Source organism: Acinetobacter sp. YH12094 (assembly GCF_013419295.1).
In the GTDB taxonomy this organism is placed as follows: Bacteria; Pseudomonadota; Gammaproteobacteria; order Pseudomonadales; family Moraxellaceae; genus Acinetobacter; species Acinetobacter amyesii.
Genome location: NZ_VPAK01000001.1, coordinates 223,810 through 250,516, shown reverse-complemented (window position 1 = coordinate 250,516; position 26,707 = coordinate 223,810). Strand labels below are relative to the sequence as shown.

Annotated in this window: 24 protein-coding genes; 11 read left to right on the top strand and 13 right to left on the bottom strand. The window is 40.9% G+C overall.

Annotation, left to right across the window (positions count from 1 at the left end; all coding sequences use genetic code 11):
* Window positions 1-4: 4 nt before the first annotated feature.
* From FTU34_RS01185 to rplU, 6 genes are all read right to left on the bottom strand, one after another.
* Entirely contained in the window at window positions 5-796 is a 792-nt protein-coding gene (locus FTU34_RS01185) for an RsiV family protein (RefSeq protein WP_180034464.1), read from the bottom strand.
* A gap of 161 nt (window positions 797-957) precedes the next feature.
* Window positions 958-1,653 carry an outer membrane lipoprotein chaperone LolA gene (gene lolA / locus FTU34_RS01180; RefSeq protein WP_180034465.1) on the bottom strand — a complete coding sequence of 232 codons (696 nt, stop codon included), beginning with the start codon at window positions 1,651-1,653 and terminating at the stop codon, window positions 958-960.
* Between the two features lie 232 nt (window positions 1,654-1,885).
* Window positions 1,886-3,004, bottom strand: a complete 1,119-nt coding sequence (locus FTU34_RS01175; protein ID WP_306669808.1) for a YadA-like family protein — start codon at window positions 3,002-3,004, stop codon at window positions 1,886-1,888.
* 92 nt (window positions 3,005-3,096) lie between these two features.
* Window positions 3,097-3,267 carry a hypothetical protein gene (locus tag FTU34_RS01165; RefSeq protein ID WP_180034466.1) on the bottom strand — a complete coding sequence of 57 codons (171 nt, stop codon included), beginning with the start codon at window positions 3,265-3,267 and terminating at the stop codon, window positions 3,097-3,099.
* Window positions 3,268-3,448: 181 nt separating this feature from the next.
* Complete coding sequence (gene rpmA / locus FTU34_RS01160; RefSeq protein ID WP_067764378.1) at window positions 3,449-3,703, bottom strand: 50S ribosomal protein L27; 255 nt, start codon at window positions 3,701-3,703, stop codon at window positions 3,449-3,451.
* Window positions 3,704-3,722: 19 nt separating this feature from the next.
* Window positions 3,723-4,034 (bottom strand): 50S ribosomal protein L21, encoded by a 312-nt coding sequence (gene rplU / locus FTU34_RS01155; RefSeq protein WP_078191390.1) that lies wholly within the window; start codon window positions 4,032-4,034, stop codon window positions 3,723-3,725.
* Between the two features lie 459 nt (window positions 4,035-4,493).
* Here rplU and sdsA point away from each other — a divergent pair, with 459 nt between their 5' ends.
* The 8 genes from sdsA to FTU34_RS01115 all read left to right on the top strand — a co-directional run bounded on the left by sdsA (window position 4,494) and on the right by FTU34_RS01115 (window position 15,211).
* Entirely contained in the window at window positions 4,494-5,471 is a 978-nt protein-coding gene (sdsA, locus tag FTU34_RS01150) for an All-trans-nonaprenyl-diphosphate synthase (protein WP_180034467.1), read from the top strand.
* Between the two features lie 31 nt (window positions 5,472-5,502).
* Complete coding sequence (locus FTU34_RS01145) at window positions 5,503-7,554, top strand: site-specific recombinase (RefSeq protein WP_180034599.1); 2,052 nt, start codon at window positions 5,503-5,505, stop codon at window positions 7,552-7,554.
* A 152-nt stretch (window positions 7,555-7,706) separates the two neighbouring features.
* Window positions 7,707-8,303: a phosphatase PAP2 family protein gene (locus FTU34_RS01140; RefSeq protein ID WP_180034468.1), complete on the top strand. Its 597-nt coding sequence runs from the start codon at window positions 7,707-7,709 to the stop codon at window positions 8,301-8,303.
* A gap of 42 nt (window positions 8,304-8,345) precedes the next feature.
* Window positions 8,346-9,611: an efflux RND transporter periplasmic adaptor subunit gene (locus tag FTU34_RS01135; protein WP_180034469.1), complete on the top strand. Its 1,266-nt coding sequence runs from the start codon at window positions 8,346-8,348 to the stop codon at window positions 9,609-9,611.
* 12 nt (window positions 9,612-9,623) lie between these two features.
* Window positions 9,624-12,803 carry an efflux RND transporter permease subunit gene (locus FTU34_RS01130; protein ID WP_180034470.1) on the top strand — a complete coding sequence of 1,060 codons (3,180 nt, stop codon included), beginning with the start codon at window positions 9,624-9,626 and terminating at the stop codon, window positions 12,801-12,803.
* Window positions 12,803-14,257: a multidrug efflux RND transporter AdeIJK outer membrane channel subunit AdeK gene (gene adeK / locus FTU34_RS01125; RefSeq protein WP_180034600.1), complete on the top strand. Its 1,455-nt coding sequence runs from the start codon at window positions 12,803-12,805 to the stop codon at window positions 14,255-14,257. Before FTU34_RS01130 ends, adeK begins: the two co-directional genes overlap by 1 nt.
* Window positions 14,258-14,407: 150 nt before the next feature.
* Window positions 14,408-14,764 carry a YbjQ family protein gene (locus FTU34_RS01120; RefSeq protein WP_078192212.1) on the top strand — a complete coding sequence of 119 codons (357 nt, stop codon included), beginning with the start codon at window positions 14,408-14,410 and terminating at the stop codon, window positions 14,762-14,764.
* A 3-nt stretch (window positions 14,765-14,767) separates the two neighbouring features.
* Window positions 14,768-15,211 (top strand): YbjQ family protein, encoded by a 444-nt coding sequence (locus FTU34_RS01115; RefSeq protein ID WP_111885285.1) that lies wholly within the window; start codon window positions 14,768-14,770, stop codon window positions 15,209-15,211.
* Window positions 15,212-15,244: 33 nt separating this feature from the next.
* Here the strand turns inward: FTU34_RS01115 and FTU34_RS01110 are convergent, their stop codons facing one another.
* From FTU34_RS01110 to FTU34_RS01100, 3 genes are all read right to left on the bottom strand, one after another.
* The gene (locus tag FTU34_RS01110) at window positions 15,245-16,261 is read right to left on the bottom strand and encodes a hypothetical protein (protein ID WP_180034471.1); all 1,017 of its coding nucleotides are present in this window, start codon (window positions 16,259-16,261) and stop codon (window positions 15,245-15,247) included.
* Between the two features lie 74 nt (window positions 16,262-16,335).
* On the bottom strand, window positions 16,336-17,142 hold the full coding sequence (locus tag FTU34_RS01105) for an SDR family oxidoreductase (protein WP_078191399.1): 807 nt from the start codon (window positions 17,140-17,142) through the stop codon (window positions 16,336-16,338).
* Between the two features lie 44 nt (window positions 17,143-17,186).
* Entirely contained in the window at window positions 17,187-17,858 is a 672-nt protein-coding gene (locus tag FTU34_RS01100; RefSeq protein WP_180034472.1) for a hypothetical protein, read from the bottom strand.
* Between the two features lie 184 nt (window positions 17,859-18,042).
* Here FTU34_RS01100 and FTU34_RS01095 point away from each other — a divergent pair, with 184 nt between their 5' ends.
* The 3 genes from FTU34_RS01095 (at window position 18,043) to FTU34_RS01085 (ending at window position 23,094) form a co-directional block, all read left to right on the top strand.
* On the top strand, window positions 18,043-20,937 hold the full coding sequence (locus FTU34_RS01095) for a valine--tRNA ligase (protein WP_180034473.1): 2,895 nt from the start codon (window positions 18,043-18,045) through the stop codon (window positions 20,935-20,937).
* Window positions 20,938-21,002: 65 nt separating this feature from the next.
* Window positions 21,003-22,436: an AAA family ATPase gene (locus FTU34_RS01090; RefSeq protein WP_180034474.1), complete on the top strand. Its 1,434-nt coding sequence runs from the start codon at window positions 21,003-21,005 to the stop codon at window positions 22,434-22,436.
* A complete protein-coding gene (locus FTU34_RS01085; RefSeq protein ID WP_180034475.1) occupies window positions 22,429-23,094 on the top strand; it encodes an HNH endonuclease in 666 nt (221 codons plus the stop codon). The genes FTU34_RS01090 and FTU34_RS01085 overlap by 8 nt, the downstream gene beginning before the upstream one ends.
* A gap of 99 nt (window positions 23,095-23,193) precedes the next feature.
* On the opposite strand, the gene FTU34_RS01080 is transcribed toward FTU34_RS01085, so the two are convergent.
* The 4 genes from FTU34_RS01080 to FTU34_RS01065 form a co-directional block, all read right to left on the bottom strand.
* Window positions 23,194-23,568: an endonuclease domain-containing protein gene (locus tag FTU34_RS01080; protein WP_180034476.1), complete on the bottom strand. Its 375-nt coding sequence runs from the start codon at window positions 23,566-23,568 to the stop codon at window positions 23,194-23,196.
* Between the two features lie 196 nt (window positions 23,569-23,764).
* Window positions 23,765-24,805 (bottom strand): molecular chaperone DnaJ, encoded by a 1,041-nt coding sequence (locus FTU34_RS01075; protein WP_180034477.1) that lies wholly within the window; start codon window positions 24,803-24,805, stop codon window positions 23,765-23,767.
* A gap of 90 nt (window positions 24,806-24,895) precedes the next feature.
* Complete coding sequence (locus FTU34_RS01070; protein ID WP_180034478.1) at window positions 24,896-26,173, bottom strand: glutaminase; 1,278 nt, start codon at window positions 26,171-26,173, stop codon at window positions 24,896-24,898.
* 64 nt (window positions 26,174-26,237) lie between these two features.
* The gene (locus FTU34_RS01065; RefSeq protein ID WP_180034479.1) at window positions 26,238-26,690 is read right to left on the bottom strand and encodes a hypothetical protein; all 453 of its coding nucleotides are present in this window, start codon (window positions 26,688-26,690) and stop codon (window positions 26,238-26,240) included.
* Between the last annotated feature and the right edge of the window lie 17 nt (window positions 26,691-26,707).

The following is a 26,707-nucleotide window of genomic DNA, read 5'->3' as shown; positions in this document are numbered from 1 at the left end:
TGTCTTATTTGGTGTCGTAATTTGGCAAACTTGGTAAATATTCAGGTTTAAATAGTCCTTTAGCCGTAAAATATGGAAGTTTTAGCTCAGGCATGCCCTCTGCATAACTCGCCAATTCATACAGTGGATAAGCAAATACAATCCCGTTCGCCCCATAATAAAAATTATCACTTAACTGTAGTTTTGAACGTTCAATATTATGACTATCTAACCACATATAGTTGGCATCAAAAAGTGCGCTAATCACTTTCGCATCTGCACCTTTGACCAAGACATCTTGTAAAGCCAAACGTTTTTTGGCTTTTAAATCAAAATTGACATATTCAACATGGGACATACCATGAGCCGCATGCGCTGCGTAGGTATAGCTTTCGATTGCAAAAGTTGCGATATGTCCCCACTGACTAATATATCGAACAGAAGTTGTACTTTGACTTAAGCCTGCATCCGTCTTGTCTGATAAATCGATTTTTTGATTCGGCTCAGTTGAAAATGCAATCGGGTCTGCTTTTTTAATCCGATCAGTAAAATATTGATTAATCCAATCAACATTGGTTTCAACTGTTTGAATCCTATATTGGGTACAACCTTCCGCATCGCAAGCTTGAGCTTTTGGTAATTGCATCTCGACAGATTTAGATTGAATAAGTGGAATCGCATCAGCGACGACCGCTGGCTTCTGTTCCGTTGTTTCACCTTCAACAGGTTCATTTCGAGGATGGCAGGCCGTTAATGACCCGATTAAAACCACAGCTGAAACAGCCCAAGCTATATTATTCATATGATTTTTTTTCATCCCAAAATTCCCTATAGCAACAGTCAAAACCACAAGTCACTTCATTTAAGCAAACTGTGAATATCAGCATACTACTAAATTTCTCTTATATTCAGCTTGCTGGCTTTACATTTCTCCATAAAAAAAGCAGACCGATGTCTGCTTTTTTTCGATTATGAGAATTATTGATCAATAATGTCCGTACCTTTTGGAGGTACAAAATTAAAGGTTGACGCTGGAATAGACGCATTCACCTTCACATTATTGAAACGTACATGGGTTGTTTGACCTAATGAGTCTTGGAGAATCATTAAAGTCGGCGCATTTTTCGCACCAAAACTAATGGTTAAGCTTTGAAACACACCATCATCACTTTTTGGATATAAAGTGTAATAAGTTTTGGTCTTATTCGGCTGTGTAATACGATAAGACTTCATGATTTGAGCCGTATTACCTGACAATAATAATGCAGGTGTATTCGCAACTTGGTCATCTAAGCTTTGGCGTACCGCTTGTTGTAGGTCTGGGTCATAAATCCAAACTGTTTTACCTGTAGTCACAATGGTTTGCTTAGATGGGCTGGTTGTTTCCCAATAGAATTTACCCGGACGCTGAACTTTCATGACCCCAGTAAAAGTTTGGTTCATATGCTGCGCACTTAAACCTTTCTTTTGAGTAGCTTTCGGGTTGGTCACTTTTGTAGTTTGCTGAAAGTTAGCTGTAAAACTTTTAATACCCGATAATTGTTTCACCAAATTGGCAGTTGCCTGCTGCTCCGACGCTGCAACTGGTGCCGCGAATACTGTCGTACTCATAACCGGTGCCAGTGTCGCTGCACCTAATGCCATAGCACAGATGGTTTTACGAAGCATTTTCATAGATTCACCTTTTATATTTGCATCAACGCAATTTGTTAGATGGCTCCATCTTAAACCACTTTCATTGACTAAATTTAGAGAAAAAAAGAAGTTTTGTATGGTTATTAATGCAAATTGCTGTTTTTTATTCATCATGATGGAGAAATATAAAATAAAAAGGCACTTGATTTGATTCAAATGCCTTTCAAATAATTAAACAACGATTTAGCAATTTTAATAATCCAATATTGAGTTATTTCCATTGCCAACCGATCGATGCACCAGCGCCAAAGTCGCCTTCAGAGTTCCCTATTGCAGCCAATTTATACACATATTTATTGCTCTCAGTTACTCCACTAAAACCTACTGCATAGCCTTGTGAACCTTCCCAAGTCCCCATACCTACACTGAACATGTTATATCCAGCATCTGTGGGTTGAGGTAAGGAGGCGATTGCAATACTTGAAGCAACAGCACCGTAAACATTATCTTTAAATTTATTGAAATTATGGTTCAATTCATTCACACGTTGATTGGTATAACTATTGGCTTGGTTGAGTACATTTGCCCCATGCTGATCTGTATATGCTTTTGAACTATTTAACACTTCTAGATCTGCTTGACGCATTTGTTTCACGTTTACCGCATCGGTGTCTGCCGTACCAGCTGCCACATGGATAATTTGCCGCTCTGCACCAGCCGGGCCAACGGAAACCGTATTATTGCGGTCAGAGCTTGAACCATTGCCAAGTACAACAGCATTATTTGCAGAGGTGTTGATATTGTTACCAACCACATAGGTATTATTACCTGTGACTGTGTTATTTGAACCTACAGCACCAGATCCATCACCACTGACTGTATTGTTTACACCGAGGGCAATAGACTGATTACCATCAGCTTTATTACCTGCACCGATTGCAATCGCATCTTGTCCATTCGCAGTTGGTTTAGGTGCTGTATTGGCAACGTTTGATTGAATTTTAATGTACGGATCTGTTTCTTTTAAGCTCAACAACCATTCAACTTCAGTACCGACAAATCCATTTTTTATCGCAAGTTCATACGCACTGAAACCATTTTCACCAGTTAGTCCTTGTGCGCCAACTGCACCACGTAGACTTTCTAACCATTGGTCTTCATTGCCTTCATAACCATTGCTCACCGCAACTTGATAAGCACTTGCACCATCTAGACCATTGCTGCCATTCAGACCGTTGAACCCATCCTTACCATCGATGCCGTCTCGGCCATTGAGTCCATCTTTACCAATAGCGCCTGTTGCTCCTGTATCGCCTTTGTCACCTTTAGCTCCGGTTGCACCTGTTGCTCCTGTATCGCCTTTTTCACCAGCAGGACCTTGAGGTCCCATTGGCCCTTCTGGGCAAGGAATTCCACTATTGCAACGATTACAAGTATGCTCAGGATATGACGAGCCACTCCCACCAGCCCATGCAATTGAACCTAAGAAAATAAAATACTCACAGCTAGTAATTTTGGTACAGCTTTAATAGCGATTGAAGTTATTTCACCAAGTCCTAGTGTCTTTTCAAATGCAATTTGTTGGCTTTTATCAGGACAATTCCTTTTCTGATAGTCAGCACCGATAAAAACTGTATTCAATATTTTATTCATGTCCTTATCCTTTTTTTGTATTTGTACTCCTCTATTACGCTCTTTATTTTTTTGTGATTTAAATCACTATTTATGGTGAATTTATTGATTTGTACATCATTTGTAACAATCTAAAAAATACCTCACATTTTATTCAGACAAAAAAAAACCCGCAAAAATGCGGGTTTTTTTCTATTCAAGCTTACGCTTCAACAGATACGTAGCGACGACCGAATTGGCCTTTCACTTCGAATTTTACAACGCCGTCAGCAGTTGCAAATAAAGTATGGTCACGGCCCATACCTACATTTACACCAGCGTGGAATTCAGTACCACGTTGACGAACGATGATGTTACCAGCAGTCACAGATTGACCGCCGTAGATTTTAACACCCAACATTTTTGGGTTCGAGTCACGACCGTTTTTAGTCGAACCACCGGCTTTTTTAGTTGCCATGTCTACTTACTCCTCGTAATTAGCCTGAAATAGCTGTAATTTTCAACTCAGTGAACCATTGACGGTGACCTTGTTGTTTACGATAGTGTTTACGACGACGCATTTTGATGATGCGGATTTTGTCGTGACGACCATGGCTAACTACTTCAGCAGTTACTTTAGCGCCAGCTACTACTGGTGCACCAATTTGAATGCTGTCACCGTTAACAAGCATCAACACGTCATCAAAAGTAACAGTTGAGCCAGTTTCAGCTTTCAATAATTCTACTTTAAGGGTTTCACCCTCAACTACACGGTGTTGTTTACCACCGCTTTGGATTACTGCGTACATTTAAGTACTCCAAACATGCCCGTGTTGTCGTGCCGGTAAAGGGATATACCGATCTTAAAACGATCGTCACTGGGGTTTCGCAAAGGCAAAGATTTTAAGGGATAACCCGAAAAACAACAAGTCATTTCCGTAAAATATTAGATGAGTATGCGTTTATTATATAAACAGTGTCATTAAAACCATTAAAATGAGTGCTCTATTTCACTTACCATGCTTTTGGCAAGGTTTGACATAGATTTTTAGCAACAATTCGCTAATATACACTGGACTGACATCAACAACATGCTGTTCAAACAACATGCTAAAGATAAAAGTCTGTTAAAAAATAAGTACAATACTTCCGCTTGATGAAAAAAATCACTTAAGATTAAGTCAATTGAGTAAGTTCTTATCTGTTATTCATATAACAAATTGCTACACTACGTCTGTAATTCAAAAATTATTGAGGTTTCTCTTCATATGACCATCGACTTTAAGCAAGATATTCTCGCGCCTGTTGCTACTGACTTTGCTGCGATGGACAAATTTATTAATGAAGGGATCACGTCTAAAGTTGCCTTGGTCATGGCAGTCAGTAAACATGTAGTTGAAGCAGGCGGTAAACGCATGCGTCCCATTATGTGCTTACTTGCAGCAAAGGCATGTGGCGCAGAAGATTTAGAAAAACACCGTAAACTTGCAGCAATTATTGAAATGCTACATACCGCAACCTTGGTACATGACGACGTAGTCGATGAATCGGGTTTACGCCGTGGTCGCCCAACCGCAAATGCGACATGGAATAATCAAACTGCCGTACTAGTGGGGGATTTTCTAATTTCACGAGCTTTTGATTTATTGGTGGATCTAGACAGCAAAGTATTACTCAAAGACTTTTCAACGGGTACCTGTGAAATTGCTGAAGGTGAAGTTTTACAACTTCAATCACAGCACCAACCCGAAACTATTGAACAAACCTATTTAGATATTATTCACGGTAAAACTTCGCGTTTATTTGAGCTCGCTACCGAAGGTGCAGCGATTCTGACTGGTACACCAGAGTACCGTGAACCGCTTAGAAAATTTGCGGGACACTTTGGAAATGCCTTTCAAATTATTGACGATATTTTAGATTACACCTCAGATGCTGAAACATTAGGTAAAAATATTGGCGATGATTTGATGGAAGGTAAACCAACTTTACCTTTAATCTCTGCCTTAAAGAATACCACTGGCGAAGAACATGACATTATTCGCCGCAGTATTGCCACAGGTGGTACGGCAGATTTAGAGCGTGTTATTCAGATTGTACAAAGCTCTGGGGCACTTGATTATTGTAGCCAACGAGCGACTGAAGAAACTGAGGCAGCACTAGCCGCTTTAGCAGCGCTACCAGATACTGAATATCGTCAAGCTTTAATCAACCTCGCAAACTTGGCATTACACCGAATTCAATAATTAACAATATTCATCGTAATTCCCCTTGCCTATGCATATAAAACTCAATGATATCTTTTTGACCATGCAGCAACAGCTCGATACCCCTCGGGCTGTGCTGGATGAAAACTTGCTGATCGAATTGGTCAACCGAATTCGACCAGAAGATACAAAAAATACCGACGAAATTAAGAAAAAATTTCAGGCTTTCATCCAAGCTTTACTCATCACGCCAGATGCAGCCTCTACCCTGCAAAGTTTTGTCCTAAAACTCATTAGCCGATATAAACAAACCAGTTTATATGCGGACACGGGTATTTTGTCTCTCGATGGTTTCTGGGGACAACTGTTCCAACGGCTTGGCGCACATTTTCTTCCTCTGATCAATGACGAAACTCAATTACAAGATTTAGTCCGTCGAGTTTTTTATCGTCATAGCGACAAATATTGGCTGGACAGTATTGATGATCAGCAATGGATGCAGCTCTTTCGATTGTTTAACCAAGGTCATAGCAATCAGGAAGAAAAAAAGAAAATTCGCCGTGAGTTAATTAAAGCTATTACCGTTTTGTCCTATCGGGTAAGTGGTATTGGCTTATATCCTGAATTTATTAATGCACAGCCTGAACTGACCGAATATGAATCACCTTTTTTGGTGCAAAACCGTGAAATAAATGATTTTATTCAGCAGTATAAAAAGCTCCATCAAAGTGCTGAAGAAATGAGTGCTGTGCGACCGCCAGATGCTTCTCAAGCGTTGGTAATGCTGGAACAATGTCGTGATGTGGTGCTGAAGATTCGGCGTGCGACCAAACGAATTGGTGTAAGTGTCAGCCTGACTTACTTATTGTCGCTTTTAGAACAGTGTTTAGATCGCTTAGAAATCTTACTCAACCTGATTGTTGAAGAAGATGATGTCCGCTATGTGTCTATGGGTAGTTTACTCAGTGATGTGACGTCAGCGATTTATAGCGAGCGCAGTGTGCGCGATTTGCTCGCCACCAATAGTGAATTGGTTGCCCTACAAGTCACCGAAAACGCAAGTAAAACCGGCGAACACTATGTAAGTACGGACAAACAAGGCTTTATGAGCATGTACCGATCTGCGGCAGGTGCCGGTGTGATCATTGCCTGTATGGCAACTTTAAAAGTACTGATGGCCCGTGTCAGCATGGCACCGCTCATGCAAGCCATTTCATATAGTCTGAACTACTCTTTCGGCTTTATGCTGATTCATGTCTTACATTTTACTGTTGCCACTAAACAGCCTGCGATGACTGCTGCTGCCCTTGCCTCGACGGTTCAGCATCGTAAAGGCTCGAAAATGGCGCAAATTGCCGAGCTTGCCGCGCTGATTATTAACATCATTCGAACCCAGTTTATTGCAATCTTAGGCAACATCAGTATTGCGATTCCTGTTGCAGCATTGATCGCATTAAGTTGGGACATGGCTTTACATGAGCCATTAATGAATCATGCAAAAGCAGCTAAAACCTTACACGACCTCAATCCATTTACCTCATTGGCTGTGCCACATGCTGCGATTGCTGGGGTATGTTTGTTTTTATCAGGTTTGCTTGCTGGATACTTTGACAACATGGCGATCTATCGCAAAGTTGGACCACGGATTCAAGCACATCCAAAGTTAAAACGCATCATGGGTCAAGAGAGACTGGATAAGCTTGCCGCTTACATTGAGCGAAACTTAGGTGCTTTAGCAGGTAACTTCTTATTCGGGATCATGCTGGGCAGTATGGGAACGATTGGATTTATTTTTGGTTTACCTTTAGATATTCGCCATATCGCCTTCGCCTCGGCCAACTTCATTCAAGGCCTCATCAATATTAATGGTTCACCAGACATTGGCTTAATCATTGTGTCATTCTTAGGGGTTATTCTGATCGGTCTGACTAACTTATTCGTCAGTTTCACGTTAACCATTATTGTGGCACTACGGGCACGTCGCGTAAGATTTGAACAATGGAAACCACTGGCTAAACTGGTGATGACTCATTTTCTAACGCGACCAAGTGATTTTTTCTGGCCACCGAAAACCCCACTTGAAGTTGAAGATGGCACACAAGCCAGTAAGAACAATCATTAGCAGATTTGTGTTTTATTTTAGTAAGATGTAAATGAACACAAAAAATAAAATCAGTATGATTTACACATACTTGAAATAAAGTGTACTGATGAGTACACTTTAGTCCATTAATTAACCGAGCTCAAACCGGTTAAAATGACAAGGAATAAAATATGCCACGAACGCTACTGTTTGTTGGTTTTTTTGCATTAATTATCAGTGTGTTGTCGCTTTATTCTAGCTATTTAAATCTATTAGATTTAAGTATCGTGGAATGGATGAGTCAGCACCGTATTGCTGTTTTTAATCAAATTGCCATCGGACTTTCGGCGCTAGGCGGCATGCCTTTTGTATTATTTTTCACCACACTATGGTGTTTACACTTTGCGTGGTATAAAAAATACACAGAGATTGTTTTTATCAGTATAGGGATCTTTGGAAGTATCGGCCTTGCATGGTTGCTTAAATTTACGTTCACCAGACCGCGTCCCCCAGAAATGTACCATCTTGTAGCGTCTTACGGGAGTTCATTCCCAAGTGCACACAGTTGTTATGCTGCATCGCTTGCGTGTCTTATGATCTTGATTTACCGACAACATGCTCAACATCGCTTGATCACCATTTTGGCATTGTTATGGATACTGTGTATGGGTGTTTCGCGAGTATATGTTGGGGTTCATTTTCCGACAGATGTCTTATCCGGTTGGAGCATAAGTTTTATTTGGATCGCGCTACTTTATTTGAGTTACATCAAAATCAGTAAAGCGTAAACAAATGAATAGTTTAGATAAATATCTAATTGAGGTGGAACAATGATGTCTGCAAAGCTTTGGGCTCCTGCCCTGACTGCTTGCGCATTGGCAACAAGTATTGCACTTGTTGGTTGTAGCAAAGATCCTAAAGATGCACAGCAAGCTGCTGCTGCACAGCAAATGCCACCAACTGAAGTCGGTGTCATTGTTGCCCAACCGCAAAGCGTTGAACAATCTGTTGAACTTTCCGGCCGTACATCTGCCTATGAAATTTCAGAAGTACGTCCACAAACCAGTGGTGTAGTACTGAAACGTCTATTTGCAGAAGGCAGTTATGTTCGCGAAGGACAAGCCTTGTACGAGATCGACTCGCGTACAAACCGTGCTTCAGCTGACAGTGCTCGTGCTGCTTTAAGACGTCAACAAGCAAATTTAGGCGTGTTACGTGTTAAAGAAGGTCGCTACCGTCAGCTTGTGGGATCAAATGCGATTTCTAAACAAGAATATGACGATATTGTTGCGCAAGTAAAACTGGCTGAAGCAGACGTTGCTGCATCTCAGGCAGAACTTAAAAATGCAGAAATTAACTTAGGTTACTCAACTGTACGTGCGCCAATTTCAGGTCAAACCAACCGTTCTACAGTCACAGCGGGTGCATTAGTTACTGCATCTCAGGCTGATCCATTAGTCACAATTCAACGTCTTGATCCAATGTACGTTGACATTAACCAATCAAGTGCTGAACTTCTTCGCTTACGTCAACAATTAAGCCAAGGCAACTTGGACAGCAGTAATAACACCAAAGTGAAATTACGTCTTGAAGATGGTAGCGAATACCCAATTGAAGGTCGTCTTGCATTTTCTGATGCGAGTGTAAACCCAGATACAGGTACGGTTACACTTCGTGCTGTTTTTTCTAACCCGAATCATTTATTACTTCCGGGTATGTTTGCCAATGCTCGCATCGTTCAAGGTGTGATTCCAAATGCTTACCTGATTCCACAAGCTGCCATTACGCGTACTCCTACAGGTCAAGCAATGGCAATGATTGTGAATGCAAAAGGTGCTGTTGAATCTCGCCCTGTAACCACTGTTGGTACACAAGGTTCGAATTGGATCGTGACTCAAGGCTTGAATACTGGCGATAAAGTAATTGTTGACGGTATTGCGAAAGTTAAGCCAGAGCAACAAGTTGTAGCCAAACCGTATCAACCTCAGGCTGCTGCACCTCAAGGTGCTCAACAACCTGCTGCAGCAAAGCCAGACGCTAAAGCCGCAGAACAAGCAGCGCCTAAAACTGAACAAAAAGCTACTTCAAACGCATAAGGAGTAGACTGAATGGCTCAATTCTTTATTCATCGCCCCATTTTTGCATGGGTGATTGCATTGGTGATTATGTTGGCGGGTGTACTCACGCTATCAAATATGCCAATTGCACAGTATCCGACCATTGCGCCGCCAACGGTTTCAATCTCTGCGACTTACCCTGGTGCATCTGCAGAAACAGTTGAAAACACCGTAACCCAAATCATTGAACAACAAATGAATGGTTTGGATGGCTTACGTTATATTTCGTCAAACAGTGCGGGTAACGGTCAGGCATCTATTACATTGAACTTTGAACAAGGGATCGATCCAGACATCGCCCAAGTTCAAGTCCAAAACAAACTCCAGTCTGCGACAGCGCTATTACCTGAAGATGTACAGCGTCAAGGTGTAAAAGTCACCAAATCTGGCGCAAGCTTCCTACAAGTTGTAGCATTCCACTCACCGTCGGGCAAGTTGACTGCGGACGACATTAAGGACTATGTAAACTCGAATATTTCTGAACCTCTCAGCCGTGTGGCAGGTGTAGGTGAAGTCCAAGTATTTGGTGGTTCTTATGCGATGCGTATTTGGCTAGATCCAGCCAAAATGGCAAACCTGAAAGTTACACCGAGTGATGTGGCTGCGGCTATCCGTACACAGAATGCTCAGGTTGCTGTTGGTCAGTTAGGCGGTGCGCCTGCAACTGAAGGTCAAGTACTGAACGCGACAGTTACAGCACAAAGTTTGTTGCAAACACCAGAGCAGTTTAAAAACATTTTCCTGCGTAACAGTAGTGATGGTGCTCAGGTACGTTTAGGTGATGTTGCACGTGTTGAATTAGGTGCTGACAACTATCAGTTCGACTCTAAGTTCAACAACAAACCTGCTGGTGGTGTAGCGATCAAACTAGCAACTGGTGCAAACGCATTAGACACAGCCGAAGCTGTTGAAGCACGTTTAAAAGAACTACGTCCAAACTACCCTGAAGGTTTAGAAGACACGCTTGCATTTGATACGACTCCATTCATTAAGTTATCGATTGAAAGTGTTGTACATACCCTTGTAGAAGCCGTGATTCTTGTATTCTTTGTGATGTTCTTATTCTTACAGAACTGGCGCGCAACGATTATTCCGACATTGGCTGTACCTGTAGTGGTATTGGGTACTTTTGCTGTCATTAACATGTTTGGTTTCTCGATCAACACACTCACCATGTTCGCGATGGTACTGGCGATTGGTCTCCTCGTGGATGATGCTATTGTTGTCGTAGAGAACGTTGAACGTGTTATGGTTGAAGATCATCTTGACCCAGTGACTGCAACTGAAATCTCAATGAAACAGATCTCGGGTGCCTTAATCGGTATTACCTCTGTGTTAACCGCTGTATTCGTGCCGATGGCATTTTTCGGTGGTACGACAGGTGTAATTTATCGTCAGTTCTCAATCACGCTGGTAACAGCAATGATTCTGTCATTGATTGTGGCATTGACCTTTACCCCTGCCCTATGCGCGACCATGTTGAAACAACATGATCCAAACAAACCTGAAAGCAACAATATCTTTGCCCGTTTCTTCCGTTGGTTTAACAGCTCTTTTGATAAAGTTGCGCATAAATACCAAGGCGGCGTGAACTTCATGACACACCACAAGATTTTCTCTGGTGTGATTTATGCAGTTGTAATCGGCTTGTTGGTACTTTTATTCCAAAAATTGCCTTCATCATTCTTACCTGATGAAGACCAAGGTGTCGTGATGACACTGGTGCAGTTACCACCGAATGCCTCACTTGAGCGTACGGACAAAACTGTCACTGCAATGACCAATTACTTCCTGAAAAACGAAGAAAAATATGTCGAATCTGTATTCAGTGTTGCCGGCTTCTCGTTCACAGGTGTGGGTCAAAACGCAGGTCTTGCTTTCGTCAAGTTAAAAGATTGGGAAGACCGTACATCACCTGAATCTCAAGTGGGTGCGATTATTCAACGTGGTATGGCATTGAACATGATCGTGAAGGATGCTTCATACATCATGCCAATCCAATTACCAGCAATGCCTGAATTGGGTGTAACTGCCGGCTTCAACTTGCAGTTAAAAGCTTCTGCAGGTCAAACCCATCAACAACTTATCGATGCCCGTAATATGGTGCTAGGTATGGCTGCTCAAGATAAACGCCTCATGGGTGTTCGTCCTAATGGTCAAGAAGATACGCCACAGTACAAAATCACGATTGACCAAGCTCAAGCCGGTGCTATGGGTGTCAGCATCTCTGAAATCAATACCACAATGGGTATGGCATGGGGTGGTTCTTACATCAACGACTTCGTTGACCGTGGTCGTGTGAAGAAAGTCTATGTACAAGGTGAAGCTGCGGCACGTATGATGCCTGAAGACCTGAGCCAGTGGTATGTCCGTAACAACCAAGGCACAATGGTTCCATTCTCGACCTTCGCTACTGGTGAATGGACTTATGGTTCACCGCGTCTTGAACGTTATAACGGTATCGCATCTGTGAACATTCAAGGTTCACCGGGTGTGGGTGTAAGTTCGGGCGACGCGATGAAAGCGATGGAAGAAATTGTACAAAAACTTCCTTCGATGGGCGTTCAAGGCTTTGACTATGAATGGACTGGTTTATCTCTAGAAGAACGTGAGTCTGGCGCACAAGCACCATTCCTATACGCACTTTCATTGTTAATCGTCTTCCTATGTCTTGCTGCCTTGTATGAAAGCTGGTCTATTCCGTTCTCAGTATTACTGGTTGTACCATTAGGTGTATTGGGTGCGTTATTACTGACTTTCCTTGGAATGGTGTTCTTCAAAAATCCAAACTTGGCGAATAACATTTACTTCCAGGTGGCTATTATTGCCGTTATTGGTTTGTCTGCGAAGAATGCGATCTTGATCGTAGAATTCGCCAAAGAACTTCAAGAAAAAGGTGAAGATCTGTTTGACGCAACATTGCATGCCGCTAAAATGCGTCTACGTCCAATTATCATGACCACTTTAGCCTTTGGTTTTGGTGTACTTCCGCTTGCCCTTTCTTCGGGTGCAGGTGCAGGTAGTCAGCACTCCGTAGGTTATGGTGTATTGGGTGGCGTAATCAGTTCTACCCTACTTGGTATCTTCTTTATTCCTGTGTTCTATGTATGGATCCGAAGTATCTTTAAGTACAAACCAAAACAACAAAATAATCAGGAGCATTTATCGTGATGCAAAATGTATGGTCTATTGCAGGTCGTAGCATTGCGGTTTCTTCACTTGCGCTTGCTTTGGCTGCCTGCCAAAGCATGCGTGGTCCAGAGCCGGTTGTTCAGACCAATATCCCCGAAAGCTACACAGCAAGTGCTTCAGGTACTTCTGTTGCTGAACAAGGATATAAAGATTTCTTTGCTGACCAACGTCTGGTACAAGTTCTTGACTTAGCTTTAGCCAATAACCGTGACCTACGTACGGCTGCTTTAAATATTGAACGTGCACAGCAACAGTATCAAATCACTGCCAATGGTCAATTACCAACCATTGGTGCAAGTGGTAGTGTACTTCGTCAAGACACGTTGAATACACAAAAGCCTATCACCTCTTACAATGTCGGTTTAGGTGTCACTGCCTATGAACTTGATTTTTGGGGTCGTGTACGTAGCTTAAAAGACAATGCTTTAGACAGTTACCTTGCAACTGCAAGTGCCCGTGATGCGACACAAATTGCGTTGATCGGTCAAGTGGCTCAAGCATGGTTAAACTATGCATACGCTAACTCAAACTTGAAGCTTGCGGATCAAACCTTAAAGGCTCAGCTTGAATCTTACAACCTCAACAAAAAGCGTTTTGATGTCGGTATTGACAGTGAAGTTCCTGTTCGTCAGGCTCAAATTTCTGTAGAAACTGCACGTAATGATGTTGCGAATTACAAGACTCAAATTGCTCAAGCGCAAAACTTATTGAACCTATTAGTGGGTCAACAAGTGCCTGCGAACTTGCTGCCAAATCAACGTGTCAGTCGAATTACTTCGACCAATACCATTGGTTCAGGTATTCCAAGTGACTTGTTGAACAACCGTCCAGATGTACGTGCAGCTGAATATAAACTGTCTGCTGCTGGTGCGAACATTGGTGCAGCTAAAGCACGTCTGTTCCCTACGATTAGTCTGACAGGTTCAGCGGGTTATGCTTCAACGGACTTAGGTGATCTATTTAAATCAGGCAACTTTGTATGGTCTGCTGGCCCTAGCCTAGATATTCCAATTTTCGACTGGGGTACACGTCAGGCAAATATTAAAGTTTCTGAAACTGACCAGAAAATTGCATTGTCTGATTATGAAAAATCAGTTCAGTCAGCTTTCCGTGAAGTGAATGATGCGCTTGCAGTTCGCCAAAACATTGGTGACCGTATTGCAGCACAGCGCCGTTTAGTTGATGCAACCAACACAACGTACAAACTATCAAATGCTCGCTTCCGTGCTGGTATTGATAGCTACTTAACTGTACTGGATGCGCAGCGTGCATCTTATGCAGCTGAGCAAGGTTTGTTGTTGCTTGAACAAGCAAATCTCAACAATCAAGTTGAATTGTATAAAACACTTGGTGGTGGTATCAAAGCCAACACTTCTGATGCTGTGCAATACCAACCTTCTACTGCTGAGCGTAAAGCTGCATCAAAACAATAATTTGATTTAGCCTAGCCAGTAATATTTGAAAAGCTCACTTCGGTGGGCTTTTTCATTTTTAGATCGAAGCTTTAAAATAAAAATGAATTTATTGCTTTTTGCTAAAGAGTTTTCTATCTTCAATTCACCTTTTTATATTGATAACTAAAAATGCTTTTAAGTAATCTTGAATCTGTTCCGGGTCATACCATTACACAACAACTTGATGTCGTTTATGGCAGTACTGTCCGCAGTAAACATGTTGGTCGTGACTTTATGGCTGGCCTAAAAAATATCGTGGGTGGTGAACTCAAAGGTTATACAGAACTACTCGAAGAATCTCGTCAAGAAGCCATGAGCCGTATGATTGATAAAGCACGTGCCTTAGGCGCGAATGCGGTCGTCGGCATCCGTTTTTCAACCTCAAATATTGCTCAAGGCGCCTCTGAATTATTTGTGTATGGCACCGCTGTTCGCGTAGAAGCCAACTCAGCAAAACTCCCAGACCCATTTCCAACTCAGGACTAAGTCATGGATGCCTTTATTTTTAAAGTCCTGATCTTTGTGGTGCTCTTTTGTATTGGTTGGGGCTTCGGTCGCCATATCGAACAAAAACATCTCAAAGAACTCGAAGCTCAAGAAAAGCGATTGGCACATATTCGCATAGACAACAACCGCTTTAAAACTACTGAACATTTCGGACAACTGATTTCGAGTAATGTAGTGATTTCACATGATTATTTTAAATATGTGATTGCCAATATTCAGAACTTCTTTGGCGGACGTTTAACCAGTTATGAAAGCATCGTCGATCGGGCACGTCGTGAAGCCGTGGTGCGTTTAAAGCAAGAAGCTGAAAAGATGGGCGCAACGCAAATTATGGGCCTGCGTTTAAGCACCACTGAGTTGGGTATGCAAGGCGGCATGGTCGAAGTCTTTGCGTATGGGACAGCAATTCAAAAGAGAGACATCTGATCTCTCTACTTCTCCCCAATTCATTTTTACTATTTAATTTACTTTACACAATGTGTTTTCAAACTCTTCATAACTCACATTTTCATTGCGACAAACTTTAAAACAAACTTCATTAAATTTCTTTTCATCAATATTTGGATCATGATAACTAAATGCAACATCTCCAGCATAAGCACGTGCCAGATCTTGCACCACAATGTCAGCTTTACATCCATATAAAGTTGGACATGCCTCTAATGTTCCTTCGTAATACTCTTTACACTGAGTCGGTTCGACATCCACCTTATTGGGTTTTTGCATCGACACATTTAAACCATTTTCATTCATTAAAAGAAAATATTGAAGTTTTCTAAATGGTTTTAAGTCAATCTCGAGTCCCGAATGATTGATACGAGCCAATTGATCTTTGTAAGAATTATGATCATCTGAGATTAACTCTGCATTACCAGCTTTGTCGATTTTGATAAAGCTATAGTTGACAGGCATATATGCGCCACTCCCCTTATGTGCAATCACTTCGATCAAATGATCTTTCGCAATAAATGCTCCCGTAAATACAGTCGATTCAACACTGGTCAGCAACTTACCTTTCACTAAAACACAATATCCAAAACATTGATCTTTAAATCTAGCCTGATCGCCTTTAAAATCATCAACAGGATGAAATTCAGCTCGCCATTTAAAATCACCAATTTTATTCGAGCTATAAGGTAATTTATCAACATCTGAATCTTGAGGATTTTGACTGTAATACTCAGACTTCAATAATCCTTTTTCATCAAACAGTGCTTCGATCGGTAACCACCCCTCATTTGGTCCTCGCATAACAACTTCTGCACTCGCCGCTTCAACTTTAGGCTCAATCTCAACAGATTCAGTAACGAGTTCTGATACAGTTCCTATTTCTTTTTCAGGCTTTTCGAGCGTTGAGTTGTGCTCAATTTTTTGAGTTTTCTGTTTAAAATAAAAATATGCCACTGTACCGATTGCACCAATGATTGCGCACAAAATGATGGCTATTCCCCATTTGTTAAAATTATTCTTTTTCATTTCTTATAATCTCGTTACTCATTAAAAAAGTCACTGTTAAGAGTGACTTTTAAACAATTTAAACTTGTTAAAACTTACTTCACTTTGGTTTTACGAATCATTTTATACAACGTTGTTGGTGATAAACGTGACACCCAAACACCGAGCTTTTCTTTAGAACCACCCACCACGATGTATTCTTCCCCACGTTGCAAAGATTGCACTACTGTTTCGGCAAACTCATTGGCTTCTAGACCATTTTCAATGGCTTCATCCTGATGCCCTTGTGGCTTGCCAGCACCATTGAGTGCATTAAATGAAACATTGGTTTTGACAAATCCGGGGAATATCACCGATACGCCCACCCCTTGATCCGCAACTTCCGCACGTAGACTGTTCGCCCACATATGAATGGCAGCTTTTGCAGCAGAATAGGTCGCGCGGTATTGTGTCCCTAATAAGCCTGCAACACTTGAAACAAAAGCAATTCGACCAGACTTTTGTGCTAAAAATGTCGGTAAAACGGTTTTGGTTAAATAGACTTGCGAAAAATAATCTACTTCCATGATGGCACGTTCAGTTTGCATAGTCGTATCCGTGATCAATGCACGCTGACTCAATCCCGCATTATTGATTAGCCAATCAATTCGGCCTTTATGCGCAAGGACTTGTTCATAAGCATGGCGAACTTGTTCTTCATTGGTAATGTCTGCACACACTGAAAGATGTTGATCTGGATGTAATAATGAAACACGGACTTTTTCCAACTCTTCAAAACGACGTGCGGTCAAAATGACCTGCGCCCCTTGCAAAGCACATTCTTTTGCTAAAGCTTCACCCAAACCTGACGATGCCCCAGTAATCCATACCACTTTTCCATTTAAATCATCACGTTTTGCCATTTTGACATCCTTTTAAATAACTAATTTATTCATTTATATGTATTTTATGCTTTATGTAGTACAGGCTCATTGCTCAAAAACATCATAAAATGGTCAAAGTACTGACTCATCGATTGTGCATCATAAATTTTGCCGAGTTTATCAAAACGTTTATAACCGAGTTGCGTGGTGAGATTGATGACACCGGTTAAAGTTTTATCCACCACCATGTTAAATTTCAGCATTTTTTTCGGTTCTCGCACCAAATGCGTCACCCCGGCATCGACCACTTGTGTAAATGCCTTCAATGCGAGTGGGACATATTGATTCTGCCCTTCTTTCATTTGACTGACATAGGCAAGCAAGTCGGTGGCTAAAGAGGCATCGATCGGATAATGCATATAATGCTGACCATCTTCGCTGTAAAAACGTCCATATAAATAATTTACCATCGGTACAAGGCGGTCATTGCCAAAAAAAGACACCGACCACGGCATATATTTACGGGTTGTTTCACGTATTTGCTGAATAATTTTTTCGGATTCATTGTCTCCAGACTTATTCATACGCGCCATTTGGCCAAAAACTTGATCTAAAATTTCACATGCAATATCCGCTAAATTATCCCCTAAGGCTTTGGACTGACTTTCTGTTTCACCTGCATTGAGTTTTTGATGAATCGTCTCAAAACGTTGATATGTCGTAGGTTGAATCTTTAAAGAAATAGAATAAGTCATTTGATATTGCTCCTTTTATCTTAGTTTTGGGATCAATGGATACTTCTTATCTTAGGTCCTATCATACGGACTCTTTTATTTACTGCCAAATCCTAAAAGTTAACATTCGCCCAACATCCCTAATTCACCATTTTTTTTGCTACAATAGATCTAATTTTTTATCCACTTTTGATCTGTTTAGACTATGACTGATTCAGCGCAAAATATTGCTACGACCTACGATCCGACCGAGATCGAAAAAAAATGGTACAAGACTTGGGAAGAGAGAGGCTACTTCAAGCCATCTCAAAAAGGTGATTCATTCTGTATTATGATTCCGCCACCAAACGTCACTGGTAGCTTGCATATGGGTCATGGTTTCAACAATGCCATTATGGATGCGTTGACTCGTTATAACCGCATGTCTGGCAAAAATACCCTTTGGCAGCCGGGTACCGACCATGCAGGTATCGCAACGCAAATGGTTGTTGAACGTCAATTGGGTGCTGAAGGCATCAGCCGCCACGACCTTGGCCGTGAAAAGTTCATCGAAAAAGTGTGGGAATGGAAAGAACAATCTGGCGGGAACATTACCCGTCAAATTCGTCGTCTAGGCTCATCTGTAGACTGGTCACGTGAACGCTTCACCATGGATGAAGGTTTATCAAATGCCGTTAAAGAAGTGTTTGTTAAGCTACATGAAGAAGGCTTAATTTACCGTGGTAAACGCCTTGTGAACTGGGACCCTAAACTACAAACTGCCCTTTCTGACTTGGAAGTTGAGTCTGATAAAGAAGAAGCAGGTTCACTGTGGCACTTCAAATACTTCTTTGAAGACAAATCTATCCGCACCCACGATGGTAAAGATCACATTGTCGTTGCGACCACTCGTCCTGAAACATTGCTTGGCGATACCGCTGTTGCAGTTGCACTGGATGATGAACGCTATGCAGCGCTTGTGGGTAAAAACATTATCCTACCTATTACAGGCCGTGCAGTTCCAATCGTTAAAGACGAATATGTAGACAAAGAATTTGGTACAGGCTGTGTAAAAATCACCCCTGCACACGACTTCAATGACTATGAAGTGGGCAAACGCTGTGAACTTCCAATCATCAATATCTTCAACAAAAATGCTGAAGTGTTGGCTGAGTTTGAATACATCGCAAAAGCGGGCGAGCAAATTTCTAAAACCATTCCTGCACCTGCGGATTACATTGGTTTAGAACGTTTTGAAGCACGTAAAAAATTGGTTGCTCAAGCGGAAGCTGAAGGCTGGTTAGACCAAATTCAACCATATACCTTGAAGCCACCTCGCGGTGACCGTTCAGGTGTGATCGTTGAACCATTACTGACTGACCAATGGTATGTGAAGATCGCTCCGCTTGCTGAACCTGCAATCAAAGCTGTGAAAGATGGCGAGATCAAATTTGTACCTGAGCAATACAGCAACATGTACATGGCTTGGATGAACAACATTCAAGACTGGTGTATTTCGCGTCAATTGTGGTGGGGTCACCGTATCCCTGCTTGGTACGATGCTGAAGGTAACGTATTTGTAGGTCGTGATGAAGCTGAAGTTCGTGCGAAAAACGGCATTGCACCTGAAGTTGAATTGAAACAAGACGAAGACGTGCTTGATACATGGTTCTCTTCTGGTCTTTGGACGTTCTCAACTTTAGGTTGGACTGGCGACGCGGCGAAAGATAAAGAAAACTATTTCTTAAATACTTTCCACCCGACTGATGTACTAGTAACAGGTTTCGACATCATCTTCTTCTGGGTTGCCCGCATGATCATGATGACCATGCACTTCATGAAAAATGAAGACGGCACACCGCAAGTTCCGTTCAAAACGGTGTACGTTCACGGTTTGGTACGTGATGGCGAAGGTCAGAAAATGTCTAAATCTAAGGGTAACGTGCTTGACCCATTAGACTTGATTGACGGTGTTGATCTTGAAACTTTAGTACAAAAACGTACGACTGGTTTGATGAACCCGAAACAAGCGGCGAAGATTGAAAAATCTACCCGTAAAGAATTCCCTGAAGGTATTCAATCTTACGGTACAGATGCGGTTCGTTTCACATTCTGTGCGCTTGCAAACACAGGTCGTGACATTAAGTTTGATATGAAGCGTGTTGAAGGTTACCGTAACTTTGCGAATAAAATCTGGAACGCTACCCGTTTCGTAATGATGAACTGCGAAGAGCAAGTCATTGGTCAAGACGTTCGTCAAGACCTTTGGGAATTGCCTGAACAGTGGATCGTGAGCCGTCTGCAAAAAGCTGAACAAGCAGTGCAAACAGCATTTGCAACATACCGTTTAGATTTGGCTGCACAAGCGATTTACGAGTTCATTTGGAATGAATACTGTGACTGGTATGTAGAACTCACTAAGCCAGTTCTCAATGACGAAAACGTATCGGTTGAACGTAAAGCTGAAGTACGTCGAGTCCTACTTGCTGTAATGGAAGCATCTTTACGTTTAGCGCATCCATTGATGCCTTACCTAACAGAAGAAATCTGGCAAACGCTTGCGCCGAAACTCAACATCGTTGGCGAAACAATTATGCTTGCGCAGTACCCTGTTGCTGACCAAGCGCTTATCAACGAACAAGCTGAAGCTGATATGCAATGGCTGCAAGGTTTGATTGGTGCGGTACGTAACATCCGTGGTGAGATGGGTCTAGGTAATGCGCGCTTGTTGCCTGTTCTTCTTCAAAACACGACTGATGCGGAAAAAGCACAAATCGCACGTATTGAACCGTTGTTTAAAGCATTGGCGAAAGTTGAAAGCATTACTTTCCTAGCTGATGCTGAACAACCGCCATTGTCATCTTCTTCTGTAGTGGGTCATGTGTCTGTATTCGTTCCAATGAAGGGCTTAATTGACCCTAAAGCGGAATTGGGTCGTCTACAAAAAGACTTAGACAAGGTTCAAAAACAGCATGACCAAATTGCAACTAAGCTTGCAAATGAAGGTTTTGTGGCAAAAGCACCTGCCGCTGTGGTTGAAGGCGAGAAAGTAAAACTTGCTGAGTTTGCGGATCAGTTAGCGAAGATTAAAGCGAATATGGAGCAAATTGCAGCGCTTTAATGTGTTGTTAATTTGACCAATTTTGTAGTATAAAGGGCTGATTATTCAGCCCTTTATTTTTCTCTATGTCTTCAATTTTTGCCTTATTTTTCAAAGGAAAAGTATTACAACTCGATGGTAAAAACCTTATTATCACAGGTAATAATGGTGCAGGAAAAACTCGTTTCTTAAACAATCTTGCGAATGATTTAACAGGACGAAATGGCCGTAGTAACTCGGAAAGAAGAGAGAAACTCAGGCACGAGTTAATATCTTTAATTAATTATGGAGTGAAAAACTTCCATTCTTCTTTAGATTTTCAAGAAGAAGAAAACAAGCATCTGAACGAAATATTTTTACAAGATATCGCAAACCTAGATTTTGTATTCACAAAAGAATTAACTGAATTTCAAAAAAATTTAAATTACAAATATAGTATTTTTCAAAAAAAGTTAGGAAATTTTTCTAAAACTAATAACTTAAACTTACGATTTAAAAATTATAAAGATAATCAAAAGAACTTCTATTACTCTTCACCAGAACACATACATAACTATGTTAGAGAAATAAATCATTTAAGTAACTCTTATTTATCAAATCAAAAACTATTAGAAGTAGTGATGTCTTTATATGATAAAAATAATATTTTTTTCTTCGATGCGGCTCGAGTTCCAAGAATGGATTTTTCTTTAGATGTTTTTAAGACATATGATGATTTCTTGGACATTGATTCATTCGCTAATATTGAAGGTGCATTAGAAGCATATTTGGTACGTCAAAAATCTGAATTAATTGATTTAATGAAATTTAGAACTTTAGAAGGAACAAAAATAAGACAAATTAGTAAACTTGAAAAATGGTTCATAAAAGTAGAATCCGATCTAAAATGGATCTTTGAAAATAAAGATACAAAACTTTCATTTACTCAAGACGGTAATAAAGTATTAATTAAACAAGAAGAAAACTCTTTTTCCTTTGATCAACTGTCATCTGGATTTAAAGCAATATTTAATATTTATACTAACTTATTAATGCGCGCACAAATAAAAAATTTAGAGCCTGAAAATTTAATTGGTATAGCCATCATTGATGAAATTGATGTACATCTTCATATATCACTTCAAAAAAAGATTTTGCCCTTTCTTATAAAAGCATTCCCTAAAATTCAATTTATTGTAAGCACGCATTCACCTTTTGTGATCACCTCAGAAAATAGTAATACTGTTGTTTTCGATCTAACAACCAACGAACTTATTGAAAAAGATTTAAGTCGTTATTCATACGAATCTATTATTAAAGGTTTATTCCATGTAGAAATACAATCTAAAAAATTAGAATCAGAAATTAAAGCCATTGCTGAAATCTTAAACAACGAACCAAACAGTTATGAAAAACTCAGGAATATTTTAAAAAATATTGCTCCTTTCTCAAAACAGCTAGATGTTGAGTCCAAATCTTTTTATTTTAAAGCACTAAATCATTTAGTAGACAATCAAGAACTAGGAGAACTTGATGTTTAGAGTAGTACGTTCAGATAAACCTGAAGATTGGAAAAGTTCTGATTACACAGATCCAGTCGTAGTTAAACAATTGAAACAAGATTTCTTATCTAAGTGTTATTTATGCGAACAAACGGATTTCGGTAATGTCAACGTAGAACACTTTGTACCACACCTTAATAAAAATGAAGAGTTAAGAACTGATTGGAATAATCTTTATTATGCCTGCTCTCACTGCAACGGTATTAAAGGCTCGAGACATAAGGAATTACTCGACTGTTGTGAAGAAAGTCATAATGTAGATACTGCTATTTCTTTGGAAGCTCCAAGTGTTCCAAATGGAAAAATTATCTTAACCAATACATTAACTAATGATTCTGATTTGTTTGAACTCACAAATAAAACCATAGCTTTATTAGAGCAATGCTATAACAATGCAAACAGTGGTAATCAACAAATAAGCCATCAATATTTGAAAGAAAAAATTCTTGAAGAGCATGCTTATTTGCAAAACTTACGTTTCGAACTTAAAAAAGGCTTAAATCGCTTAATACAAAGAGAAAAAGATGATCTAGTAGAAAGAATAAGTAATATGCTTAAACCGAACTATCCCTTTTCTGCTTTTTGGAAAAATTACGTTAAGAATGACCCTTTTCTATCTGAATTCATAAATCAATAGCCCTCACCCCAACCCTCTCCCATAGGGAGAGGGAGCGTCATTTGATTTAATGCCTTTATGAATTTCACAATGGAAATTCCCTCTCCTTTTAGGAGAGGGTTAGGGAGAGGTGTTTTTTAGTTCACTACACTTCAGCCACAAATCCTCCAAAACCACATCCGTCCGACTCAACACATCATGATTCCAATATCGCACAACAGTTAAACCCAAATCCTGTAAAAACTTCGTCCGTTCGGCATCATATTCAATCACATCATCAGACCCATGCTGACTACCGTCCAACTCAATCACTAAACCAATTTCATGACAGTAAAAATCCACAATATAAGGTTTGATCACATGCTGACGACGGAATTTTAGGTTCATAAAACGCTTGGCACGTAGGAGTTGCCACATGAGATGTTCAGCATCGGTGGCAGTGTGGCGCATGGTTTTGGCGAATATTAAAAGTTGGGGGTCGAGTTTATTGTTCATTACGTTTTGTTTTTATTATTTTAATTAGATTATCAAATTTTATTACCTCTCCCTAGCCCTCTCCTACAAGGAGAGGGAATATTCATTATTAAGCCGATTGACGGTATTTAATTAGATGCAGCTCCCTCTCCCTATGGGATGAGAAGCACTGCTTCGCAAGGGGGATGAGGGAAACATGCTTTTAATAAAAAAAGTATCAAAGCACCCCATTCTCCAACAACACTTCCAGCCCCTTCACCTTCTCCATATATTTCAGCCGTTCTTTTTCCCACTTCACGTGTTCTTTCAATACCGAAACATCGCCATCAATCACCTTAAACACATCTTTCACCTGCATATTTTTCGGCTTCGGTTTTTCACTCCAGTGAAAGCTATCCTTGATGTCATCAATTTGACTTGCAAGGCGTTGGCTTTGTGCTTCTAGCGCCATTTGATAAAACTTTAAATGTTCATCAGTTAAGGCTTTAGGGCTTTTGCCTTTATTGGTTTCAAGCTGTAATTGCAGCTTTAATAAATAAAACAAATCCTGTGCTTCATGAGCTTGGTTCACCACTTGCAGCAACTCGGTTTTTTCCGCTTTTTTAGTTTCATCAGGTTCACGGTCTGGGTGAATCATGGCAGTGATTTTTAAATACACGGTTTTTAGTGATTGATTCACTAACTTTTCAGCTTGTTCACGTTTTTGTTGTAAACGTTTCCGCTGATGCTCTTTTTTCTCACGTTGATATTGTTCGCTGTCCCACGCTTCATAAGACTCATGTTGTTCTGCAGCGTCCAGTTCTATATCAACATGACTATTTGTGTTTAGCTGTTCTGCTTGTGCTGACTTGCCCTTTTTATTTGGCTTTTGATTATGTGCATGGTGCTGCTGATAAAAGGCATCTACCTCTGCGACTTTTTCAAGTTCTGCTGTATTTAAATAGTTGGATTTTTTCAGCTGCTTTGCCAGTTTCGCAAGCTTCACATCGAGCTGTGCTACATCCGCTTTGGCAAAGTCTTCTTGCTGTAGATGCAGCCAAAGTTGATTAATCTGACGAAAGTAGACCCCATGCAAATCACGATAGATCGGCACAAGTTTGAGTTGGATATAACTCTGAATTTCACTTTTGGCATTTTGCCAAAGATCTAAATCTAGCTTTTGCTGTTCGATTTGCTCAATCAGTTTATTCAGCTTTTTATGCTGTGGGGATAAAGCTTCAGCACTCGGGAGTAAACTGACTTTTAACTCAAAAGACATAAGCAAATTTAACGCAAAAAGAAAATTATAGCCGATCTAAGCACTAAACTTATGAGCAAGTTATATGAATCAACAATGGCTTTTGGTCCATTAACGCTCAAACCGTTGTAAATATTGACCCAACTCTTCTCGAACAACCACCTCATGTCCTGCATGACTTCGACTTTGTTCCAAGAGATGCTCTGAGTCGATTACTGCCACGCGATGACCATCCGCAATTAAACGATCTACACCTTCAAAGAGCATTCGGACACCAACATCGTGTATCAAAGAAATATTGGTCAGGTCTAAAACGATATGGTTAGTCGCAACAGTTTCATCCTCTAAGATCCGCAGCAACATTTCCGACTCAGTAAATTGCAATACGCCGCGCAGTTCATACACCACCACCGAATGATCTATCCCGCAGCTATAGCGACTTTGGACGATCGTTTGCGCTGAAGGAGTTCCCTCCATCACATGCAGCCCCATGTCCTTCGACAGTCGTTCAAATATTTCGACGCCTCGAACACTATTCCCATGTGTATCCAGTTTCGGACTAAAGACCGCTAGCCCAACCTGCCCCGGCAAAGCCCCCATGATGCCACCGGCCACACCGCTTTTGGCAGGAATACCGACCGTTGTCAGCCAATCACCCGCAGCATCATACATGCCGCAAGTCATCATCACGCTTAACACTTGCCGCACCACCGAACGTGACAGCAACCGTTTTCCTGTTGCAGCTTGCACACCACCATTGGCAAGCACACTGGCCATTTTTGCCAAATCTTTAACCGTCACTAATATTGCACACTGACGAATATAGCCGTTCACCACATCTTCAGGGTCTTCTTCAAGTACACCGACTGTGCGCAGCATGTAACCAATCGACAAATTTCGAAAAGCCGTCTTCACTTCAGACTGGTAAACCGCGTCATCAAAACTCAACTCACGCCCTGCCAGTTCACTTAAAAATTCACGGAGTTTTTCAGCTCGGGGGCTGTGTTCGTCATGCGGTAATAGTGAATGTGTGGTGATTGCCCCCGAATTGATCATCGGGTTTTTCGGGGTATTGCTTTGTGGATCGAGTGCAATTTGATTGAATGCCTCTCCCGATGGCTCGACACCGACCTTTTGTAAAACGCTGTCTAGACCAAGATGACGAATCGCTAAGGCATAAGCAAAAGGTTTAGACATCGACTGTATAGTGAACTCGACTTCGTCATCACCTGTAGAATAAATCGTGCCATCTACGGTAGATAGTGCCAAAGCCAGTCTATTTGGATTGGCATTAGCTAACTCAGGAATATAATCTGCCAAAGCTCCGTGTTGATTGGCATCGCAGGCATTAAGGACATGCTGTAAATAATCTGGAACAGGCGTTTTCATAAGGTTTATTTTTTGTTGTGTGCTTGTTTATTTATAACAAATTGAGCTGCCTCTGTATAAGTCCTTATGGTGAAGACGCGTTCTGAGCTAAAACCTGTATGTGCTGTATATTCAAATGGTGCATCATTTCTCGAATAAAAACGAAATAACTGAGTTGAATGATTGCCTGTTCACCAAATAGATTTTGATAATATTCGGTATGTTCAATCATTTCATTAAAGCCATGTTCAAAGCTTTGTCGGTCAATGCGGGGCGCATGTTCAAAAAAGGTTTGCGCCAATAGATGCAGCATCGCATCATTCGACTGAGCGTAGCGCTGCGTCTGATAATCTAGCTGTAATCGTTCTAAAATTTCTTCAATTTCATAGATCAAATATTCAATTGCCAAAGCATCGAAGCGCTGATGTCGGACACATTTTTGCACCAAAGCCGCTAAGCCATGATCAAAATGAATATTCTGTTGCTCGGTCTGAAAGTCGAGCTGCGCTAATCCGAGCTGAAATTGTAATTGCTGCATCGCTATCTTTTAAGTTT

Coding starts and splice junctions, on each gene's coding strand:
- FTU34_RS01185 (WP_180034464.1), bottom strand. CDS start 796: ATGAAAAAAAATCATATGAATAATATAGCTTGGGCTGTTTCAGCTGTG.
- lolA (WP_180034465.1), bottom strand. CDS start 1,653: ATGAAAATGCTTCGTAAAACCATCTGTGCTATGGCATTAGGTGCAGCG.
- FTU34_RS01175 (WP_306669808.1), bottom strand. CDS start 3,004: ATGGGACCTCAAGGTCCTGCTGGTGAAAAAGGCGATACAGGAGCAACA.
- FTU34_RS01165 (WP_180034466.1), bottom strand. CDS start 3,267: ATGAATAAAATATTGAATACAGTTTTTATCGGTGCTGACTATCAGAAA.
- rpmA (WP_067764378.1), bottom strand. CDS start 3,703: ATGGCAACTAAAAAAGCCGGTGGTTCGACTAAAAACGGTCGTGACTCG.
- rplU (WP_078191390.1), bottom strand. CDS start 4,034: ATGTACGCAGTAATCCAAAGCGGTGGTAAACAACACCGTGTAGTTGAG.
- sdsA (WP_180034467.1), top strand. CDS start 4,494: ATGACCATCGACTTTAAGCAAGATATTCTCGCGCCTGTTGCTACTGAC.
- FTU34_RS01145 (WP_180034599.1), top strand. CDS start 5,503: ATGCATATAAAACTCAATGATATCTTTTTGACCATGCAGCAACAGCTC.
- FTU34_RS01140 (WP_180034468.1), top strand. CDS start 7,707: ATGCCACGAACGCTACTGTTTGTTGGTTTTTTTGCATTAATTATCAGT.
- FTU34_RS01135 (WP_180034469.1), top strand. CDS start 8,346: ATGATGTCTGCAAAGCTTTGGGCTCCTGCCCTGACTGCTTGCGCATTG.
- FTU34_RS01130 (WP_180034470.1), top strand. CDS start 9,624: ATGGCTCAATTCTTTATTCATCGCCCCATTTTTGCATGGGTGATTGCA.
- adeK (WP_180034600.1), top strand. CDS start 12,803: ATGCAAAATGTATGGTCTATTGCAGGTCGTAGCATTGCGGTTTCTTCA.
- FTU34_RS01120 (WP_078192212.1), top strand. CDS start 14,408: ATGCTTTTAAGTAATCTTGAATCTGTTCCGGGTCATACCATTACACAA.
- FTU34_RS01115 (WP_111885285.1), top strand. CDS start 14,768: ATGGATGCCTTTATTTTTAAAGTCCTGATCTTTGTGGTGCTCTTTTGT.
- FTU34_RS01110 (WP_180034471.1), bottom strand. CDS start 16,261: ATGAAAAAGAATAATTTTAACAAATGGGGAATAGCCATCATTTTGTGC.
- FTU34_RS01105 (WP_078191399.1), bottom strand. CDS start 17,142: ATGGCAAAACGTGATGATTTAAATGGAAAAGTGGTATGGATTACTGGG.
- FTU34_RS01100 (WP_180034472.1), bottom strand. CDS start 17,858: ATGACTTATTCTATTTCTTTAAAGATTCAACCTACGACATATCAACGT.
- FTU34_RS01095 (WP_180034473.1), top strand. CDS start 18,043: ATGACTGATTCAGCGCAAAATATTGCTACGACCTACGATCCGACCGAG.
- FTU34_RS01090 (WP_180034474.1), top strand. CDS start 21,003: ATGTCTTCAATTTTTGCCTTATTTTTCAAAGGAAAAGTATTACAACTC.
- FTU34_RS01085 (WP_180034475.1), top strand. CDS start 22,429: ATGTTTAGAGTAGTACGTTCAGATAAACCTGAAGATTGGAAAAGTTCT.
- FTU34_RS01080 (WP_180034476.1), bottom strand. CDS start 23,568: ATGAACAATAAACTCGACCCCCAACTTTTAATATTCGCCAAAACCATG.
- FTU34_RS01075 (WP_180034477.1), bottom strand. CDS start 24,805: ATGTCTTTTGAGTTAAAAGTCAGTTTACTCCCGAGTGCTGAAGCTTTA.
- FTU34_RS01070 (WP_180034478.1), bottom strand. CDS start 26,173: ATGAAAACGCCTGTTCCAGATTATTTACAGCATGTCCTTAATGCCTGC.
- FTU34_RS01065 (WP_180034479.1), bottom strand. CDS start 26,690: ATGCAGCAATTACAATTTCAGCTCGGATTAGCGCAGCTCGACTTTCAG.